The sequence below is a fragment of the Bacillus sp. EB106-04-02-XG92 genome (assembly GCF_058791995.1).
Window position 1 is genome coordinate 20475 of sequence record NZ_JBYTEA010000017.1, and the last position, 19140, is coordinate 39614.

The 19140-nt window shown below is 34.3% G+C and carries 17 protein-coding genes and 1 pseudogene; 5 read left to right on the forward strand and 13 right to left on the reverse strand.

What is annotated here, in order from left to right:
• Nucleotides 1-41 precede the first annotated feature (41 nt).
• Together AC3WVA_RS26365 and AC3WVA_RS26370 are read right to left on the reverse strand one after the other, a co-directional pair.
• Entirely contained in the window at nt 42-149 is a 108-nt protein-coding gene (locus AC3WVA_RS26365) for a DUF3948 family protein (RefSeq protein ID WP_000664237.1), read from the reverse strand.
• A gap of 43 nt (nt 150-192) precedes the next feature.
• The gene (locus AC3WVA_RS26370; RefSeq protein WP_000664237.1) at nt 193-300 is read right to left on the reverse strand and encodes a DUF3948 family protein; all 108 of its coding nucleotides are present in this window, start codon (nt 298-300) and stop codon (nt 193-195) included.
• 450 nt (nt 301-750) lie between these two features.
• Here AC3WVA_RS26370 and AC3WVA_RS26375 point away from each other — a divergent pair, with 450 nt between their 5' ends.
• Nucleotides 751-1623: a Cof-type HAD-IIB family hydrolase gene (locus tag AC3WVA_RS26375; RefSeq protein ID WP_098345114.1), complete on the forward strand. Its 873-nt coding sequence runs from the start codon at nt 751-753 to the stop codon at nt 1621-1623.
• A gap of 36 nt (nt 1624-1659) precedes the next feature.
• Here the strand turns inward: AC3WVA_RS26375 and AC3WVA_RS26380 are convergent, their stop codons facing one another.
• The 6 genes from AC3WVA_RS26380 to AC3WVA_RS26405 all read right to left on the reverse strand — a co-directional run bounded on the left by AC3WVA_RS26380 (nt 1660) and on the right by AC3WVA_RS26405 (nt 9283).
• Entirely contained in the window at nt 1660-2625 is a 966-nt protein-coding gene (locus AC3WVA_RS26380) for an ABC transporter ATP-binding protein (RefSeq protein ID WP_098345113.1), read from the reverse strand.
• Entirely contained in the window at nt 2622-3602 is a 981-nt protein-coding gene (locus tag AC3WVA_RS26385) for an ABC transporter ATP-binding protein (RefSeq protein WP_000030797.1), read from the reverse strand. The genes AC3WVA_RS26380 and AC3WVA_RS26385 overlap by 4 nt, the downstream gene beginning before the upstream one ends.
• Nucleotides 3603-3612: 10 nt before the next feature.
• Entirely contained in the window at nt 3613-4536 is a 924-nt protein-coding gene (opp4C, locus tag AC3WVA_RS26390; RefSeq protein WP_098345111.1) for an oligopeptide ABC transporter permease, read from the reverse strand.
• A gap of 12 nt (nt 4537-4548) precedes the next feature.
• Nucleotides 4549-5505: an ABC transporter permease gene (locus tag AC3WVA_RS26395; RefSeq protein ID WP_000860691.1), complete on the reverse strand. Its 957-nt coding sequence runs from the start codon at nt 5503-5505 to the stop codon at nt 4549-4551.
• Nucleotides 5506-5613: 108 nt separating this feature from the next.
• The gene (locus AC3WVA_RS26400) at nt 5614-7341 is read right to left on the reverse strand and encodes an ABC transporter substrate-binding protein (RefSeq protein ID WP_492322315.1); all 1728 of its coding nucleotides are present in this window, start codon (nt 7339-7341) and stop codon (nt 5614-5616) included.
• Between the two features lie 238 nt (nt 7342-7579).
• Nucleotides 7580-9283, reverse strand: coding sequence for an ABC transporter substrate-binding protein (locus AC3WVA_RS26405; protein ID WP_195756955.1), 1704 nt, complete (start codon nt 9281-9283; stop codon nt 7580-7582).
• Between the two features lie 237 nt (nt 9284-9520).
• Here AC3WVA_RS26405 and AC3WVA_RS26410 point away from each other — a divergent pair, with 237 nt between their 5' ends.
• On the forward strand, nt 9521-9718 hold the full coding sequence (locus AC3WVA_RS26410) for a hypothetical protein (protein ID WP_141539481.1): 198 nt from the start codon (nt 9521-9523) through the stop codon (nt 9716-9718).
• A 244-nt stretch (nt 9719-9962) separates the two neighbouring features.
• Here AC3WVA_RS26410 and abc-f read toward each other — a convergent pair whose 3' ends face one another.
• Both abc-f and AC3WVA_RS26420 read right to left on the reverse strand, forming a co-directional pair.
• A complete protein-coding gene (abc-f, locus tag AC3WVA_RS26415; protein WP_098345109.1) occupies nt 9963-11843 on the reverse strand; it encodes a ribosomal protection-like ABC-F family protein in 1881 nt (626 codons plus the stop codon).
• 124 nt (nt 11844-11967) lie between these two features.
• Nucleotides 11968-12102, reverse strand: a complete 135-nt coding sequence (locus tag AC3WVA_RS26420) for an RAxF-45 family protein (protein ID WP_046956655.1) — start codon at nt 12100-12102, stop codon at nt 11968-11970.
• A gap of 426 nt (nt 12103-12528) precedes the next feature.
• Here AC3WVA_RS26420 and AC3WVA_RS26425 point away from each other — a divergent pair, with 426 nt between their 5' ends.
• Together AC3WVA_RS26425 and AC3WVA_RS26430 are read left to right on the forward strand one after the other, a co-directional pair.
• Nucleotides 12529-12651, forward strand: coding sequence for a hypothetical protein (locus AC3WVA_RS26425; RefSeq protein WP_001975396.1), 123 nt, complete (start codon nt 12529-12531; stop codon nt 12649-12651).
• 134 nt (nt 12652-12785) lie between these two features.
• The gene (locus AC3WVA_RS26430; protein WP_098345108.1) at nt 12786-13574 is read left to right on the forward strand and encodes a DUF4931 domain-containing protein; all 789 of its coding nucleotides are present in this window, start codon (nt 12786-12788) and stop codon (nt 13572-13574) included.
• 11 nt (nt 13575-13585) lie between these two features.
• Here the strand turns inward: AC3WVA_RS26430 and AC3WVA_RS26435 are convergent, their stop codons facing one another.
• Nucleotides 13586-14119 (reverse strand): transglycosylase SLT domain-containing protein, encoded by a 534-nt coding sequence (locus tag AC3WVA_RS26435; RefSeq protein WP_087984982.1) that lies wholly within the window; start codon nt 14117-14119, stop codon nt 13586-13588.
• 248 nt (nt 14120-14367) lie between these two features.
• On the opposite strand from AC3WVA_RS26435, the gene AC3WVA_RS26440 reads away from it, so the two are divergent.
• Nucleotides 14368-16017 carry a DUF2334 domain-containing protein gene (locus AC3WVA_RS26440; RefSeq protein WP_098881431.1) on the forward strand — a complete coding sequence of 550 codons (1650 nt, stop codon included), beginning with the start codon at nt 14368-14370 and terminating at the stop codon, nt 16015-16017.
• A gap of 35 nt (nt 16018-16052) precedes the next feature.
• Here the strand turns inward: AC3WVA_RS26440 and AC3WVA_RS26445 are convergent.
• Nucleotides 16053-17562, reverse strand: a pseudogene (locus AC3WVA_RS26445) (DL-endopeptidase inhibitor IseA family protein).
• Nucleotides 17563-17654: 92 nt separating this feature from the next.
• The gene (locus AC3WVA_RS26450) at nt 17655-18419 is read right to left on the reverse strand and encodes a TatD family hydrolase (protein WP_098520369.1); all 765 of its coding nucleotides are present in this window, start codon (nt 18417-18419) and stop codon (nt 17655-17657) included.
• Nucleotides 18420-19140: the final 721 nt, after the last annotated feature.

A 19140-nucleotide genomic window follows, 5' to 3' on the forward strand; every position in this document is an offset into this window, starting at 1 on the left:
TGCATTCTCCTCTCTTCTTCTCTTTTGTTACAAAACTTCTATTATACTAATACGCTTGATAGAAATACGATTAATGCTGTTAATACTACTGCTCCACTTGCTGATCCTACGAAGTCACCTTTTGTTACTTGTAATACTTGCTCTTTCATTTTGCATTCTCCTCTCTTCTTCTCTTTTGTTACAAAACTTCTATTATACTAATACGCTTGATAGAAATACGATTAATGCCGTTAATACTACTGCTCCACTTGCTGATCCTACGAAGTCACCTTTTGTTACTTGTAATACTTGCTCTTTCATTTTATGTATCCTCCTTTTAATAAGTTATCTATATGTAATTTCTAAGAAATGTTTATTTCATAGTTTATACGTTAGCGTTACATTAAATTTAATAACGTAACGTTTGTAACATTAATGTAACATAACTATTGTTACGTTGCAATATAATTACGTAAAATTTATTACACTTTTTTTACGTTTTTTTATAACTACCCTTAAAAACCTTGTTTTAATGCACTTTCTACTAAGTTTACGCTTGTAATGTTATTGTAATATTACAGTCATATAACGAAATATACCCATACTCCCTCCTACTTTTGTTACAAATTAAAGTGCATATTGGAATGAATACGTTGGAATCTATCAAGATTTTACTAACTGTTCGTGCTAGATAAAATACAATCTTTCCAAGATAAGTTTATATGTTTCCTCTATATAACTATGTATAATAAAAGCAAAGAGGTGGTCATTTTGAAATTAATCGCATTAGATATGGATGGTACACTACTATCATCTAATCTTGAGATCTCCAAAGAGAACTTACAAGCTATCCAAACTGCAAAAGAGGCTGGTCATATTGTCATGATTTGTTCTGGTCGTGCAAAAGAGGATGCTTTAAAATTATTGGAAGAATATAAACTATCCCTTCCAGTTGGAGCGAGCAATGGGGCAATTGTTTATGTGGATGGAAAAGTAATTAACTCGCGTTGTTTACAAAACGATAAAGTATACAAGCTTGCAAAATTACTAGAATGTGAAGGTTTTCCATATAAGCTATATACGAATAAAGGAGTTTATTCTCCATATACATGGCAAAACCAAGTCATGCAAGCTTTTGAAGAGAACAAGCATGCACTAGATGTTACACTTGAGGAACTTGAAAGAATTACAGAAAAACAAAAGAAATCAAATTTAATTACTGATTTCCAAAAAATCGAAGATGTTGTAAATAATCCAGAATTAGAAATATCTAAATTCTTCATTTTGACATTTAATGCAGCGCATCGTGCGCAGCTATTAAATACGTTACAAGAAGATACTGATATTTCGGTTACAGCATCAGCTCCTACTAATGTAGAAATTATGGATAAGCTTGGTCATAAAGGGAACGGTCTACAAGAAATGGCTGCTTATTTCAATATATCAATTGAAGATACTATTGCAATTGGAGACAACTTTAATGATGTGCCAATGTTACAAGTAGCTGGCTTATCAGTTGCGATGGGAAATGCTGAAGAAGATGTAAAAAAACTATGTGATGTTGTAACATTAACAAACAATGAACACGGTGTTGCCCATGCAATCGAGCAATTTGTATTGAAACAAACTTCATCTAGTAAATAAAAGAAAAGGACTCTTTCTATTCGAAAGAGTCCTTTTTTATACATGATGACAAGCAACAAAATGCTCCTCACCAACATTACGGAATTCTGGCACCTTTTTTTTACAAATATCTGTTGCAAACGGGCAACGTGTATGAAAACGACAACCCAAAGGCGGATTTGCCGGACTTGGAATGTCACCCTCTAGTATGATTCTCTCTCGTTTCACTGTTGGATCTGGTATTGGCACTGCCGATAACAACGCTTTTGTATACGGATGAAGTGGATTCGTAAATAACTCATCACGAGGCGCTGTCTCCACAATCGTCCCTAAATACATAATCCCGATTTTCGTACATAAATGTTCGACTACACTTAAATCATGTGAAATGAACAAATAAGATAGTCCCTTTTTCTCCTGTAACTCACTAAATAAATTAATGATCTGTGCTTGAATAGATACATCTAGTGCTGCCACAGGTTCGTCAGCTACAATAAATTCTGGGTTTAATACCATAGCTCTTGCGATAACGATACGTTGACGTTGTCCACCAGAAAATTCATGAGGGTACCGGTCAATATGATATGGAGCTAACCCACATAACTCTAATACTTCCGTCACTTTTTCGCGAACATTTTCTTTCGTTGCTAATCCATGAGCCAACATTGGCTCACCAAGCGCCTCTCCAATTCTCATTCTCGGATTTAATGAGCTAAATGGGTCTTGAAACACGAGTTGCATATTAGGACGATGTTTTCTCAGTTCTTCCTTAGATAAAGAGTGAACATCTTGCCCTTTAAACTTCACTTCCCCTTCTGTTTTCTGGACGAGACGTAAAATTGTTTTTCCTATCGTCGTTTTTCCGCTTCCCGATTCACCAACAAGGCCGAACACTTCACCTTTATTAATAGTAAAACTTACTCCATCAACTGCCTTTACATATCCAACTGTTCTACTAAATATGCCGCCTTTAATTGGAAAATATGTTTTTAAGTTTTTTACTTCTAATAATGGTTCACTCATTGTCCCGCACGCTCCTCATATAACCAGCAGGCTACTTTATGATTCTCATCATGTACATTTAGATTTGGTGCTTCTTCTTTACATATTTCCATACAATGCTCACAACGACCGCTAAAGTAGCAAAACTCATCCAAACCAACTAAATTAGGAACTTGCCCTGGAATAGAGTACAGTTTATCTATTCGTTTTCCCATCACTGGTTTTGATTTCAACAAACCTTTCGTATACGGGTGTTTCGGATTTTGGAATATTTCTAGTACTGGTGCTTCTTCAATAACTTTCCCGCCATACATAACGACAACGTAATCAGCCATTTCTGCTACAACGCCTAAATCATGTGTAATTAATAAAATGGATGTTTTAAATTCCTCTTTTACTTGCCTTAATAAGTCCAATATTTGCGCTTGAATCGTAACATCAAGAGCCGTTGTCGGTTCATCCGCAATTAATAACTTCGGATTACAACTAAGTGCGACAGCAATCATAATACGTTGTAACATGCCACCACTCAGTTCATGTGGATAAGAATGGACAATTTCATCTGCACGAGCTATGCCAACTTTACGAATTAATTCGATTGCTTTCTTGTATGCTTCATTTTTACTAAGCAGTTCATGCTCCCTTAACGTCTCTACAATTTGTTCCCCTACAGTGAAGACTGGATTTAGCGACGTCATTGGTTCTTGGAAAATCATCGCAATATCATTGCCTCGTAAACTACGAAGCTCTTTCTCCTTCATTCCTAGAAGACTTTTTCCTTCGTATAAAATATCTCCACCTACTACACTGCCCGATTCAGCAATAAGCCCCATAATAGATAAAGCTGTTACACTTTTCCCGCAACCCGATTCACCTACTACACAAACCGTTTCACCTTCCCGAACTGTAAAACTAACATGATTCACAGCCTTTACTGTTCCTTCTTCTGTCTGAAAGTGTGTTTGTAAGTCTTTCAGCTCTACTACCGCTTTACTCATATTCCCTCACCTACCGTCTCATCTTTGGGTCTAACGCATCACGAAGTGCATCACCAAGTAAGTTAATTGATACAACTGTTATAAAGATTGCGAAACCAGGCGGAATCCATAACCACGGACGCTTTTGGAAATCAATTAATGAGTTCGCTGCGCTAATCATATTCCCCCATGATGGTGTAGGTGGGACGACGCCGAGGCCTAAGTAGCTTAGTGCGGACTCACTTAAAATAGATCCAGCCACACCCAAAGTTGCTACAACAATAAGCAACGGAAAGACGTTAGGAATTAAATGATGAATAATTTTTCGAGAATCCTTTAATCCTAATACATCTGCTGCTTGCATAAAGGCTTGCTCCCGTAATGTTAAAATTTGTCCCCTCACCAGACGGGCAAGTCCTGGCCATCCTACTAAACTTAAAATAATCATGACAACATATAAGCGGTATTCCGATGGTAATTTCCATTCTGATAAAATTGCTCCCATTATAATAAGTAGCGGTAATCCTGGAATGGACATTAACACATCCGCAACACGCATAATTAAATGATCCACAATCCCTCGATAAAAACCAGCAATTGCTCCTAATAGAGCTCCTAGTATAACGGATAATAGCATTGACGCTAAACCAATTGTTAATGAAATACGCCCTGCTTGCATAAGTCTAGTTAAAATATCCCGTCCCAACTGGTCTGTTCCAAGCCAATGTGACAGGCTGGGCGGTTTATTAATTTGTGTTACTTGTACTTTCCCATCAGCATACGGCGAAAAGATTGGACCGATAAAACTAAATAAAAACATGAATATTAAAACGTATAAGCCATACAATGCCATCTTATTTTTCTTAATTTTTTTATACGCTTGGCGCCATGGTGATGATTCATTTCTCTTTTTTCGTTCTTTCTTTTTCTCTATTATTGGTGTAATAGTCTCCATATCTTTCCCGCCTTACTTCAATCGAATTCTTGGATCAACAAACGCATATACAATATCAGCTAAGAAATTAGCCATAATGGTTAAACAAGAAAGAAACATCGTAAAGGCCATTAATACCGTATAATCACGGAAGTTTAATGCTTCTAATTGAATACTCCCAATCCCTGGCCAGTTAAAAATCTGTTCAATAATAATGGCTCCTGAAAATAAACCTGGTAATTCAAAAGCAAGTAATGTAATTGCTGGTAAAATTGCATTCTTCAATGCATGTTTATAAATAACGGTTCTTTCTTTTAAACCTTTTGCACGAGCCGTACGAATATAATCTTGCCTAATAACATCCAACATACCAGTTCTAAAATATCGTGTTAACGATCCTACACCAAGAAGCGTTAAAATAAACACTGGTAGAATCATGTGACGCAATACTTCTAATATGTATGCTATCCCTGTTGAGTTACTCCCAATATCAATCATGCCACCAATAGGTAATAACTTTAAATCAACTGCTAATAATTTAATTAAAAATAGTCCTATAAAGAATGATGGAAATGACATTGCTGCAAAAACACCGATTGTTACCAATCTATCAAACCAAGAGTGTTGCTTTGTTGCAGAAATAACCCCAATAATAAGAGCAATAATCCAAGTGAAAAATAAAGCTGCAACAGCAACGATAAATGTATTCCAAATAAATTTATTAAGTAATGAAGTTACAGGTTCTTGATACTGTAAAGAAAATCCAAAATCACCATGCAAAGCATTCACTAACCAGTGAAAATATCTTTCAATAATTGGTTTGTTTAAGCCATACAATTCCCTTAACTCTTGCGCCCTCTCTGGTGTTAACTTTGGATTTGAATCAATATAATCCCCCGGCAAAAGTGCAAATAAGAAAAAAATAATAATAGATGTACCAAACAATGTAGGGATCATTTGAAGGAACCTACGAATGATATATGTTTTCACCTTTTGTCTCCCCAATCCTATTTACTTAAAAATAGAAGAACATTTTTTCAAAACAGCTACTATTCCATCGCTGTATGAAAAAACGCCTTCTATTCTTTAGGTCAACCCTTATTGTTCAATAGATAACACTGGTAAGTTAGAACTAATGCTATCGTATTTTTCTGGATCAATTCCTTTTATACGTGCATTATGAGCATAAAGTAGTTTACGATAGTTTAATAAAATAACTGGTGGATCATCGCTTAACTCTTTATACAGTTCTTTATATATTGCTTTACGTTTTTCAATATCTGTCGTCCCTATACCTTTTACAATCAAATCGTCTACTTTCGGATTATTATAACCCGTATCACTTTTTGGATTAGTTGATAAGTACTCACTTACAACTTCACTTGGATCACTAATCCCTGGTGTTGAAACTGCTGCTAAATCGTAGTCACCTTTTCCTACTTTTGAAAGCATCGTATTAAAGTCCATCAACTCTGGATTTAATTCAACACCAATTTCTTTGTAACTTTCTTTTGCAATCGGAATAAAGATATCATTTGTTTTACCTGTATTTGATGCGTAGTATGTTAATTTTAATTTTTGACCATCTTTTTCACGAACCCCGTCAGAACCTACTTTCCAACCAGCCTCATCCAATAATTTTTTAGCCTTTTCTACGTCGTGCGGATATTTATTAATACCCTCTTCTGTATATGCCCATGAAACTGGAGCAATTGGTACGTTAGCAACAGATCCATATCCTTGTAAAGCTGTATCCACATACTTCTTACGGTCTAATCCATAAGTAAGTGCTTGGCGGACCTTTTTATCTTTCAAATACGACTTCTTATTATTTACATAGATATAAGCAATATCACTTGATGATTCAAGATTAATATTTGCGAACTCTAACCCTTTTAATTGGTCTATATTTTCAGGGTTCGCTCTAAATCCACTATAGTCCAGTTCACCTGTTTGGAATAATTGGAATCCAGTATCACCTGATGTGATTTTATAAATAAAGTTTTTAATTTTTGGTTTACCTGCATAATAATGTTCGTTAGCAACAAAGCGTACTTCTTGACCTGGAACATATTTTTCAAACTTATATGGCCCCGCTGCAATTGGTTGCCCATATAATGCTTTTAAATAGTCTAAACTTGTATTTTGTTTATAATCTTTTCCATAATAAGCTTTTGATAGCACTGGGCCACCTAAATTAGTTAGCGCCTGTGAATTAACTTTTTCAGTTGTAATTTTAATTGTCTGTGGATCAACAACTTGAATTCCTTCAATAGAAGTTGCTTTTCCTTCTTTATATTCTTTCCCGCCTTTAACAGCATACTGAGCAATATCCAATCCACCTTCATACGCTTTATCATGAAGTAGTGTTAATGTAAATGCTACGTCATCCGCTGTTAAAGGCGACCCATCACTAAATTTTAAATTTTTACGTAAATGGAATGTATATGTTAACTGGTCAGCAGAAATATCCCATTTTTCTGCAAGATCCGGAACAGGTTTACTTTGTTTGTCTGTTGTTACTAATGACGCAAAAATAACAGACGTTACATTTCCATCCCAACCATTCTCTTGGAAATATGGAAGAAAAACTCCTCCTGGCTTAGAAATGGCTGTAATAAAAGTATCTTTTCGTTGATTTGCTTTCTCTGGACTTTTCTTTTTATCTGTAGCTGGAATTGATTCAATCTTAGCGTCTTTTAAATCCTGTTTTTTTACCGGTTCTGTAGAAGCCGTATCCTCCTGTCCCCCACAAGCAGATAACACTAGCGAACTACTCAGTAATACTGAAAATACACCAGCCCATTTTTTTGTCTTTTTATTCATTGTCCCCACCCTAACTGTTTAATAGTTATACCCTTTGAACTTATTAGCCTATGTATGCCTCCCACAGCACATTTATAGCCAATCGGAAAAGTCGGTTTTAATCGTAAAAAAATAGATGTTTTTGAGGGGTAACAATCCTATTCCGACCTTTCCGGTAGACTTTATGGTTATTAGCTTATATCTTCCGTTATATTTTGTCAATTCTTTCTAATTAAATATTTTGATAATTTTTTCGAAATTATTGTTCTATCTTTAATTTAGGTAAACTTAATAGAATGCCGTTATAGTTATCTTCTTGTAATCCTTGAATTCGTCCATGATGCGCGGACACCACTTTGCTATTATTTAAGAAGATTACAGGTGGGTCTTCACTTAACTCTTGATATAACTTTCTATAGATTTCTTTTCGCTTTTCAATATCCAACGTTTCTAATGCTTGCTTAGCTAAATCATCTACTTTTTGGTTATAATATCCGTCGTAATTTCGTTTACTTGTTGAAACAAACTCTTCAATCGTTCCACTCGGATCATCAATCATTGGCGTAGATACCATCGCTAAATCATAATCACCTTTTATCACTTTTGAAATCATCGTATTAAAGTCCATATATTCTGGGTTAAACCCTACACCAAGCTTTTTATAATCCTCTTTCATTACTGGAATCATCACATCATTTATTTTACTTGCAGAAGAAGCAAAATAACTTACCTTCAATTTTTGGCCATCTTTTTCGCGGATTCCATCTGAACCAGCTTTCCATCCAGCCTCATCCAATAATTTCTTTGCTTTCTCTAAGTTATATTCATATTTATTAATACCCTCTTCTGTATGCGCCCACGAGACTGGCGTAATCGGTACATTAACGAGTGACGCATAACCTTGGAAATACGTATCAATAACCTTTTGCCGCTCTAATCCGTAAATAAACGCTTGGCGAACACGCTTATCTTTAAAGTATGGCTTCTTATAATTCATTTTAATGTAGCCGTAAGAGCTTCCTGTGTATACATTAATATTAGCAAAGCCTAAATCCTTTAACTGCTCAATCGTCTCCGCGTTTGTCGTAAAACCATCATAATCTACTTCCCCGGCTTGAAATTGTTGTAGCTTCGTATCACCTTTTGAAATTTTATAAATAAAGTGCTCAATCTTCGGTTTTCCTTCAAAATAATTTTCATTTGCTACAAATCGAACTTCTTGACCTGGAATGTATTTATCTAGCTTATAGGCTCCTGCTCCCACCGGCTTCCCATACAACTCTTTTAAGTACTCCAAATGTCCTTGCTTATACTCTTTCCCGTAATAAGCTTTAGATATAACTTCTCCGCCAATTAAAGATAATGTTTGGGCATTTACTTTCTCGGTTGTAATCGTAATTGTTTTCGGATCAATGACCTGAATTCCCTCAATAGAATTTGCTTTTCCTTCTTTATATGCTTGCCCACCTTTTATTGCTGTTTGACTTATATCAGTCGCACCACTATAGGTTGGATCGTGTAATAACGTTAATGTAAATGCTACATCATCTGCAGTTAACGGTGTACCGTCACTAAACTTTAAATCATCTTTCAAATGGAACGTATATGTAAGCTGATCTTCTGAAATATCCCACTTCTTCGCCAAAATAGGAATTGGTTTCCCTTCCTTATCGAGTCCAACAAGAGGTGCAAATATAGCTTGCGTTATATTACCATCCCATCCATTCTCCATAAAGTGTGGAAGGAATATTCCTCCAGGACTCGGCATTCCAACTACAAAAGTATCTTTTCTCTCTTTTACTTTCGTAGGAATTTTTGATTTATCGCTTGCCTTAATAAATTCATCTTTTATTTTGGGAACATTCCCGGCTTCATTTGTACTCACTTCCTCTTGACCACATCCGGCTAGCAATACTGATACACTAAGAAATGTAGCAATTGCTCCTTTAAAAGCATTTTTCATTGCACGCTCACCTTTACCTTCCTAATTTTTAACGATGTAGAAACAAGGCCTCCCTCCTGTAACTATTTTTATTTTTCCTATAAAAATAGTATGAATTAATTTCAAGATTATTCCTTTCCTTGAAACATGTCAATTGTTCTCTTTTATTTCGTATGAAAAAACTTAAAAATTCACTTCTATTCGTTCTGTATGAAACATAGAATACTAATAACCAATTACCAAAAAGGGGGCGAAAACATGGACAACCTATTCCAATACGTCCTGCACTACGTATTATTAACAATTATGATAGTTGGGGCGCTATTACTATTCCCATTCTTCCCAAAGTTCGTCCTCTTTTTAGCTTTTTTTATTATGCTCTTGATTGCTATTATCATCTCAACAAGGGAAGATACCACACAAAAAGAAAACAGAGTTCAGCGCTTAAAGCTATAACTCTGTTTTTTTATTTCCAATCATGAATCTTAGTTTCACGCACTTATGTCTCGGGAAATAATTAATCGCTCTAAAAATCGCCTAATATCATTTATGTTTCACACTCTACGCAAATTGCGGAACAAGGATTTATGAAATATGTGTTTCACGTGAAACACATATTTTCTTTTTCTCTTACAGTAAAATATGAGTATAAAAAAGCGAATTCCTTCAGCAAAACTGAAAGGAATTCGCTTTCTACTTTTTACTCCACAATATTCTCTAACTCATTATATAACTCTGCTCGTAACAACTCTTTCTTCGCTTTTTCTTCATACAATTGTTCAAGCATTTCAACATCAACTACATGTTCCATCTTATGATCAAGCGTATATATATCTTCTTCTACACGCATTAACTCTGTTTCAATCTCCTCAATATCCTTAACTTTTTTCTTTTTTACAGGTGCTGTTTCAATACTTTTTCTTCCTTGGCGCTGTTGCTTTACTACTTGTTTCTCGAGCTTTTCTTCCCACTTTTGACGAGCCCATGCATAGTTCCCTGCAAACTCAAATAATTTACGCTCATCAATCCAATATGTCTTTTCAAATAACTTATTTAAAAAATAACGATCATGTGAAACAGCTAGAATCGTCCCATTATATTGCTCAAGAGCTTCCTCTAAAACTTCCCTTGATTCAATGTCGAGATGGTTTGTCGGCTCATCTAAAATTAAAAAATTGATATCTTGATACATCAGTTGCGCAAGTCTTAACCTCATTTTTTCTCCACCGCTCAGTTGCGTTACTTTCTTAAACACCGCTGGACCATAAAATAAAAACTTAGCTAATATATGTCTTGCTTCTCCTTCTGTTACAGCTACACATTCCCTAAAGGCTTCCAATACATTACTCTTCATATTTCCGTACGCATGCTGTGATAAATAACCGATTTTCACACTACTACCAATTCGAATTTCTCCAGCATCTGGTTCTATTTCTTCTAATAATAACTTTAGTAGCGTTGTCTTCCCTGTACCATTACGGCCAACGATAGCAGCACGCTCTTGAAAACGAACATGTAAATTTGCTTCGTTAAATAAAAAATCGTCAGCAAATCCTTTACTCACTTCTTTCATTACAACAACATCTTTCCCACTTCTCTCTTGTCCTTCAAACTGAAGTCCCATTTGTTTTCGTTCTAAAATAGGTTTCTTTAGTTTCTCCATACGTTCCAGTGCACGTTCCATACTTCTCGCTCTCTTATGCAATCCTTCATTCGGAGGATTCGCCTGATTTGCCCATTCACGTAATCGTTTAATAGCTTCTTTCATTTTCTTTATTTTCTTTTGCTGTTCTTGATAAGCTTGAAACTCTTGAAGCAACCGTTCTTCCTTTTCCTCAACAAACTGAGAGTAGTTTGTATGATACACGTGAATCTCTCCATCTTCTAAATCAAAAATCTTCGTTACAACTTCATCAAGGAAATAGCGATCATGTGAAATGACCATAACCGTTCCATTGTATTCTTTCAAAAATTGCTCTAGCCATTCTACCGCAAATAAATCTAAATGATTGGTTGGTTCATCTAATAAAAGTAAATCTGGTTTCTGCAATAGCATATACGCAAGACTTACCTTTGTTTGTTCCCCACCACTTAACTCCAGAAATGATCGAGGGAATAGCTCTGTCACCTGTAGACCATTTGCTACCTTCATCAAATTCGCTTCTATTTCATAACCACCAAGGAACGCAAACTTTTCTTCAATTACTCCGTATCTCTCCATTAATTTTTGTAAAGCAGACGGTTCTCGTTCTTCCGCCATATTTTTTTCTAAAGTACGCATTTCTCTTTCTAATTCCTTTTCTGCTTTAAAAGCCGAACTCAGTACATCATATACAGTCATATCCTCATCAAATTTCGGAATTTGTGCCACATGACCAATACGTGTACCTTTCTTCATATGAATGGCTCCTGCATCTAAACTTTCCATTCCAGTTAGAAGCTGAAAGATTGTTGTCTTCCCACTACCGTTACGACCAACTAATCCAACACGTTCACCATTCTTTATTTCAAGCGATATATTTTCAAATATGATGTTTCCACCAAAAGATTTCGTTACATTATTTACACTACAAATTGTCATTTTCCGCACTCCTTTCAATATAAAAAACCATGGGAAAGAAACATTCCCCATGGTTTTCGACATAGAAAAAGGAAGCCAAATAGCTCCCTTTTCACACGTTTATTAAAAATGGGTGAAGAGATTTCTATCGTTCAATAGCTACTATGCAATTGTTAAAAAAGGACAGACGTATCCCGTTAACAACTACATCATGAAAAATCGCACGACAAAAATAGATATAATCTAAAAATTTGGCACGTGCAGCTAAAGAACGTTTCATCTCATTCACCTCTTTCGTACGGAATTTAATACTTACTTCTTTATTATACTTTCCCATTTCATGTTTGAATAGTCATTTTTCTGAAAATAATGAAGATAGACTAAACATTTCAATAAGTGACATCAAATCTTACAAAACTGTTATGTTCACGTAATGGAAAGCGATAGTACGAAAAGATGCCTCCCTATACAATAAAGATGTAAACAAGAGAGACAACAAAAGGAGGAAACAATCATGATGAAAGAAATCGTAACAGCAATCTTTGAGGTATTAGTGAACGGACAAGCAGTTGTAAAAGAACTAAACGAACTATAAAAAGGAGTGAAAGAATATGATGAACATGGTAAAAATGATTTTACACGCTCTAGTTGATGCAAAAGCAGTTAGCCACGAATTAAACCAACAATAAAAAAGGGGTAAACGAATATGAAGAAAGCCATTATTGTAATCGCAAGTACAGCAATTGCCTTATACACAATAAAAAATAGAAAAAAGAAGTACAATACAAACGATCTATACTATCCATACACATTATTAAAGAAAAAATAAAAGACAAGGTACCCTATCTTAATGAGGATATCTTGTCTTTTATTTTTCCGATTTCCTTTAAAGGATTTTCTTCTCCTTTTCCCGAATGTATTAAGCGGGATTTTTACACATATTTTAAAGGGGCATATATACAAATGGATACACAACAACTATACTTTTTAAACGATATCGGTAAACAAAAACCAGAAAGCATCCGGAATAGAAGCGCGGCATGTCCTTTTTGTGACAGAGAAAATTTAACGGATATTTTAGCAACTGAAGGATCAATTATTTGGCTAAAAAACAAATTCCCTACATTAAAAGATACATTTCAAACGGTGCTAATTGAAACAGCTAATTGTGAAGACCATATTGCGACATATACAGAAGAACATATGAAATCGCTAATTCATTTTTCCATTAAACATTGGTTAGATTTGCAGAAGAATGAAGAATTCACATCTGTGATTTTATACAAAAATCATGGTCCATTCTCCGGCGGAAGTTTGCATCATGCACACATGCAGATTATCGGAATGAAATATGTAGACTATCTCGATAACGTTGAACAGGACAATTTCCAAGGAGTCATTGTACAAAAAAACGAGCGCATTGAACTCAATATTTCAGATCGCCCTATTATCGGTTTTACTGAATTTAATATCATCATTGAAGATGTTGAATTCATCGATGAATTGGCAAATTACATTCAGCAAACTGTACGTTACATACTGACAGATTTCCATAAAGGATGTAGTAGTTATAACTTATTCTTCTATCACGTAAACGGAAAAATCATTTGTAAAGTTGTTCCTAGATTTGTCGTTTCACCATTGTATGTAGGATATAAAATACCGCAAGTTTCTACAAAGCTAGAAGAGGTGAAAATACAACTGGCAGAGTATTTCACAAAACAACGCGATTATCCACAAAAAATAGAGTAGGTCTCAAAAACCTACTCTTTAATTACACCTTTATTTCGATAGTACACATCCTCTAATCCGACGTTATACTTCATATTATTATCCGTCCACTCCGGCCCTAAATTCCCTGGCCATCCAGATGTATTTGCTACATATTTTAGTAATGCAAAATCCGTCAAACCTTTTTGCACCCCGCGCTTATACCCTTTCATTAAATGCGGCATTGCAATTTGCGCATTTGTGCGCGGATCTTTCAACTCTTCATCAGTTAAATGATCTGGTGCAAGTCCACCACCACGGTGCAATTGAAACAATCCGAATGAAGTTCCGTTATCTCCAATACTTCTTGGATTTAACCGGCTTTCATGTTCGGCAATTGTAAGAGGTATCCATTCTGGAAGATTGACTTTCTTTGCTTCCTCTATAATAATTTGTTTCATCTGTTTTGCTTCTTCTGAGTCAACATAGCTTGTCTCATTCACTAACTTACCCATTCCTTCAGACTTTCCTTGGAAATATAAGTACACCCCAAGAACAACTAAAAATCCTACAAAGAATTTCTTCACTAGCTCTACCTCTTTCTCTGCTGAAATTTGTCCCCTTTCAGCCTTCCCTTTACAATTACCTAAACTTTAGCATTCTCTTACTCTTTCATCATAGCAAATAACTATACATATTATCATCATGCTTTAGACCGATTTTGTGAAAAAACAGCTGGTAAATACGTGTAAAAATGTAACCTTCATAGACTGAAACGCTTTTTTTGTATATAATTGTAAATTGAATTCTAAATATAAACTAGGAGAATAATAATATGAAAAAATGGTTGCTACTCTTATTTAGTTTACTACTATTAATTCCTATCCCTATTTCCGCACAAAAAAACGAAAATCCAAAAGTCCTTATTTTATACAGTTCAATCGATAATCAAATTACAAATGATACCCAAATACTTAATACACAAGTAGGACATTTTACTAATAACATAACAATAAAAAATATAAAACAGTTAGCTGAAATAACTGATAAATCTTTATATACACATGTTATTTACTTAGGTGAAAAACAAGAAGAACTTTCTACTGAAGCAAAAGAATTTCTAGAAAGTTTCTCAGGTCCACTACTCGTTTTAGGTCAAAATATAGAACAATTATCCAATCGTTTTTCATTTATCACACTTAAAAATGAAGATATAAACTCTGATACAATTGAATATCCAACACGTAAACTAAAGAATACATTAGAGGACGAACGATCCATTAAAAATCTTGATACAAATGGAACAATTCTTGCCAATGCTTTAAAAGGAAGTACTACTTATCCATTAATTGTGCAACAAAATAATTCTTATTATGTTGCAACTTCTAACCTCTTTGATTGGATATCTTATTATATTGGCGAAAGCCTATTTTCTTACTTTGGACAAAAGCCAACGACAAATAAAGTGGAAGCTTATTTACGTCTTGAGGATGTTCATCCAGCCGCAGATATAAATCAATTAAAAGAAATTGCTGAATTACTAAAAGAGAAAAAGATGCCATACATGATCACTGTTATTCCTGTATATACGGATCCGGAGACAGGTAAAACACTACATTTAAAAGATAAACCCGAACTAGCCGATCTTTTACGCTCTATGCAAGATGATGGTGCAGCAATTATTATGCATGGTTACACTCACCAATTTTATGATAGTGAAACTGGTGAAGGTTTTGAATTTTGGGACGTAAAAACAGACCAACCGATTCGTCAACCGAAGCATGAAAAACCAAAAACAAAAGATGATTTCCCTAATATAGAGGCATATAATGCATACGTAAAAAAAGGGGAAGAATTTGAAGAAAAATATACGACTGATCATATTGAAAAAGGCATTCAAGAACTTGTAGATGCCAAACTATATCCTGTCGCATTTGAAGCACCTCATTACACCATGTCTCAAAAAGGCTATGAAATATTATCAAGATATTTTTCAACTTATGTAGGACAACTACAGTTAAGTGATACAACTTGGAAATCCATGCACTCTCCAGCATACAGAAGTACACCATCATTCTTACATGGAATGAAATTAATGCCTGAAACAGTTGGATTTATTGAAGAAGATAAACCACAAGCGATTGCTAAAATGAAAGCAAATGCTTTATCTGTTGATAAATTATCCGATGGAGTTATTGGTGCATTCTATCATCCTTACTTAGGTGTGAAACCATTAAAAGAAGTGTTAAAGGACCTAGAAAGCATTCCAAACATAGAATGGATTGATTTACAAAAAGAAACAAATGAAGTGAAAATGAACGATATTCATATTACTACTAATAAAGACGGCATTCACGTTGAAAAACCAACAAGCGTAAGTGACGTAATGGATTATGTAAAACAATATGGGTTCTTCCTTATACTTGGTTTCTTCGTCATTGTCTTTCTTTTATTATTAAGACGTGCGAAAAAATTAGAATCCTAATACAAAACCACCAAGCAGAATGCTTGGTGGTTTTTTTAACTTAAACCAAAACGTGGCATATTATTAATAACCCATTGATTATTTTCATAAACAAATTCAACTTCTACTTTTTCTGTTACATTATCATAGTCGTTATACGTTTCTATCTGTGCTTTTATTTTCCCATCCTTTAACTCGGCAGAAATAATTTTTGTAAATTTAGTTGCTGCTTTTGACCCTGGATCTCCAATAACATAGTGCATTTTTCCATTTAACTCTTTAATATACTTACTCTTCATATACTCTGCTATAAATGATTTTGAGAAGTACGTAGATAGCGTAGTCTCTAAATTATCTTTCTTATTATAAATAGGGTTTACTAATTCCCCGTATGAAAACTCCCCTACTCGTTTTGGGTTTCCTGTTAGTGCAGCCATTTGAACATTAGTCAGTTCCTTCTGTGCATTCCATACTTTCTGTAACATAACGTCATCTGCTAGCTTCTTATCTTTTACTTCATTTGATTTCTTTGTATCCAGATTCATGATAGTTCCATTATCTGTATAGAGATACATATCTCCTGCGACAAAATATAAATAGGATTTAGTTGGTTCAACCGCTTTATTATAAATTACTTTTTCATTTCCGCCATTCATTTTCTTCTTATATACTCCGTCCTTTTTTAAATAATAAAAAGTATCCCCTTTCACATTCATCTGCAAGGCATCCTTTACCAATAACTTTTCATTATTTTGTTGAACGTCTATCTCATATATACCGTGCTCAGCTTCATTTGTTTCAAAAGGTAACGAAAAATCAACAACAGCATATAATTTTTCATTATCATACGTAGCACTAGATATTGTTGCATAATTTTCTTTTGACCAAGTTTTATTATCTTTTGTCACTTGTGTTCCACGATTTTTATTCCAATGTAGAATACTATCATCTATCGTTCGAGACCAACCGGAGTTTTGAAATGCAGCTTCTTCTTCCTTTCCCGTCTTCAAATCCATTTTTGCGATCCCTACAATGTCAAAACCACCATGCTCAGAATATTTTTTCGGATAAAATAAAGTTTTATCTTTTATATAAACATAATTTGTATCCTCTTTTAATGTGTCTAACTTTTTGCTAGATATATCATACTTCATTAAAGAAGATAATCCCGCATTCTTCTCTTCATCCGTATGAATAAAATATAAAGCTTTGTTTTTTTATATTTATGTAAGAAGCATTTACACCTTCCAATACACGTTCCGAAGTCTGAAATTGATCTTTCGTACGATAGATGCCTCCTGTATTTTTATCACCTTTTACCGAATAGTAAATCCAGCCGTTACTCTCTGCCATTTTCCCTTTGTTAGAACTGTTTCCAATCGAATTCCCGTTTTTCTCGGTTTCTTTCATCTGTTTTTCAACTACTGGATCAATTCGTTCTTCTTCTTTATTTTCTTGTATCGCATTTGGATTTATAGCCTTTTTTTCTGCTTCACACCCAAACGCTGCAAGTGAAAGTGCACCAATCATCATTGTAATAGCTATTTTTTTATATGCTTTCCCCATTTTCTCCCCTACTTCCTTCATCAAATTAAACATATCATAAATTATAGAAAATATTAGAAAAAATATCCATAAAAAAGATAAGAGTAACACTCCTATCTTTTCAAATAAAACCGAATGGTATTTCTATATAATGTTTCTGTAACCTTATCAATAGATATGTTTTTTATGATACTAATTTCATTTAATACTTCTCTAATCATTCTTGGATGCGTCATAACGTCCTTTTGAAATTCCCACGGCCCATCTGTTTCTACCATCATATATTCAAGCGGATAATATGAAACGATTTTTCTAATTTTCTCCTTATGTAAAACATCCGGTGTAATAGAAATATGATAACCGTTCCTCATCATCCGTTTCGTTGTCTCCTCACTTCCTTTAAACCAATGGAAGTGTGCACGTGAAACTTTATATTCTTCAAGTAAATCACATACAATGTCAGCATCTTCATAAACTGCGTGCAATACAATTGGTAAATCATACTCACTAGCTAGCCCTATAAATCTTTTCAATACAGCTATGTATGGACCTAGAGTAATCCTTTCATCTTCTTTCCTTAAATAATACGGTAAGCCTACTTCACCAATCGCTACTATATCCTCTACATGATCTTCAATTAATTTATAGATTTGCTTACATCCTTCTTTATGAATCGGTTGCTCTGGATGAAAACCTATTGCTGGATGTACAAAAGGATATCGCTTTGCTAAAGATAAAGTTTCTTTACATGATTGATAATTCATAGATACCGCAATAAGCCCCTTTATCTCTTTGCTATTTTCCACATCTTTAAGTAAGCTACTTTTCTCTTCATCTTTATATTGGTCCACATGTATATGACTATCAATCCATTTCATCTTTATGCCCCCATAAAAAAAACAAGAAAGGATCTCCCTTCTTGTTTTATCATCTATGTTATTTAACAATTAAGTTTGTTATGATATCAAATAATCCAATACATACTACGGCAACAGTAAAGTAGCTACAGAAATCTTTAATTGGAAACTTCACTACTTCTTCTTTACGCATCCCATTCTTCTCCCTTCTTACTATATCCCTAATTATTTTTATCTATTTGTATCTATTATGCAAAAAATATGACAAATTTACTATCGAATTAACTTACGTAAACCTTACAATGTTGTAAGGTTTATAAAAAGGGCCTCATCTCCATACAGATGAGGCTATTAAAAAGTAGTTGGTTTTTCATTCTTCATTCACATTACAAACAGAAAGTAATACAGTGAACTTTCTAATTACACTATATGAAATTCACTACCTTTTAACCATCGAATTACATTACAGAAGGCTTACATGTTTGTAAGCTATGTGTAATGTAATTCGATAGTTTCTCTTACTGACATTTCGTACAATAGAGGTAGCAAGTAAGCTAAATAAGAAGAACACTCACATAACCAAATTACATTGCTAGTAGCTACTCTTCTTATACCTTTCACTCATGCTACTACAATGTACCCCCTTCCCCTTTATATAATAAAAAGAGCCTTAGTCCCTATAGACTAAGGCTTTTTTATTAACCTTTAAAATACCCCTACCTAGTATTTTTATTTTCGACAA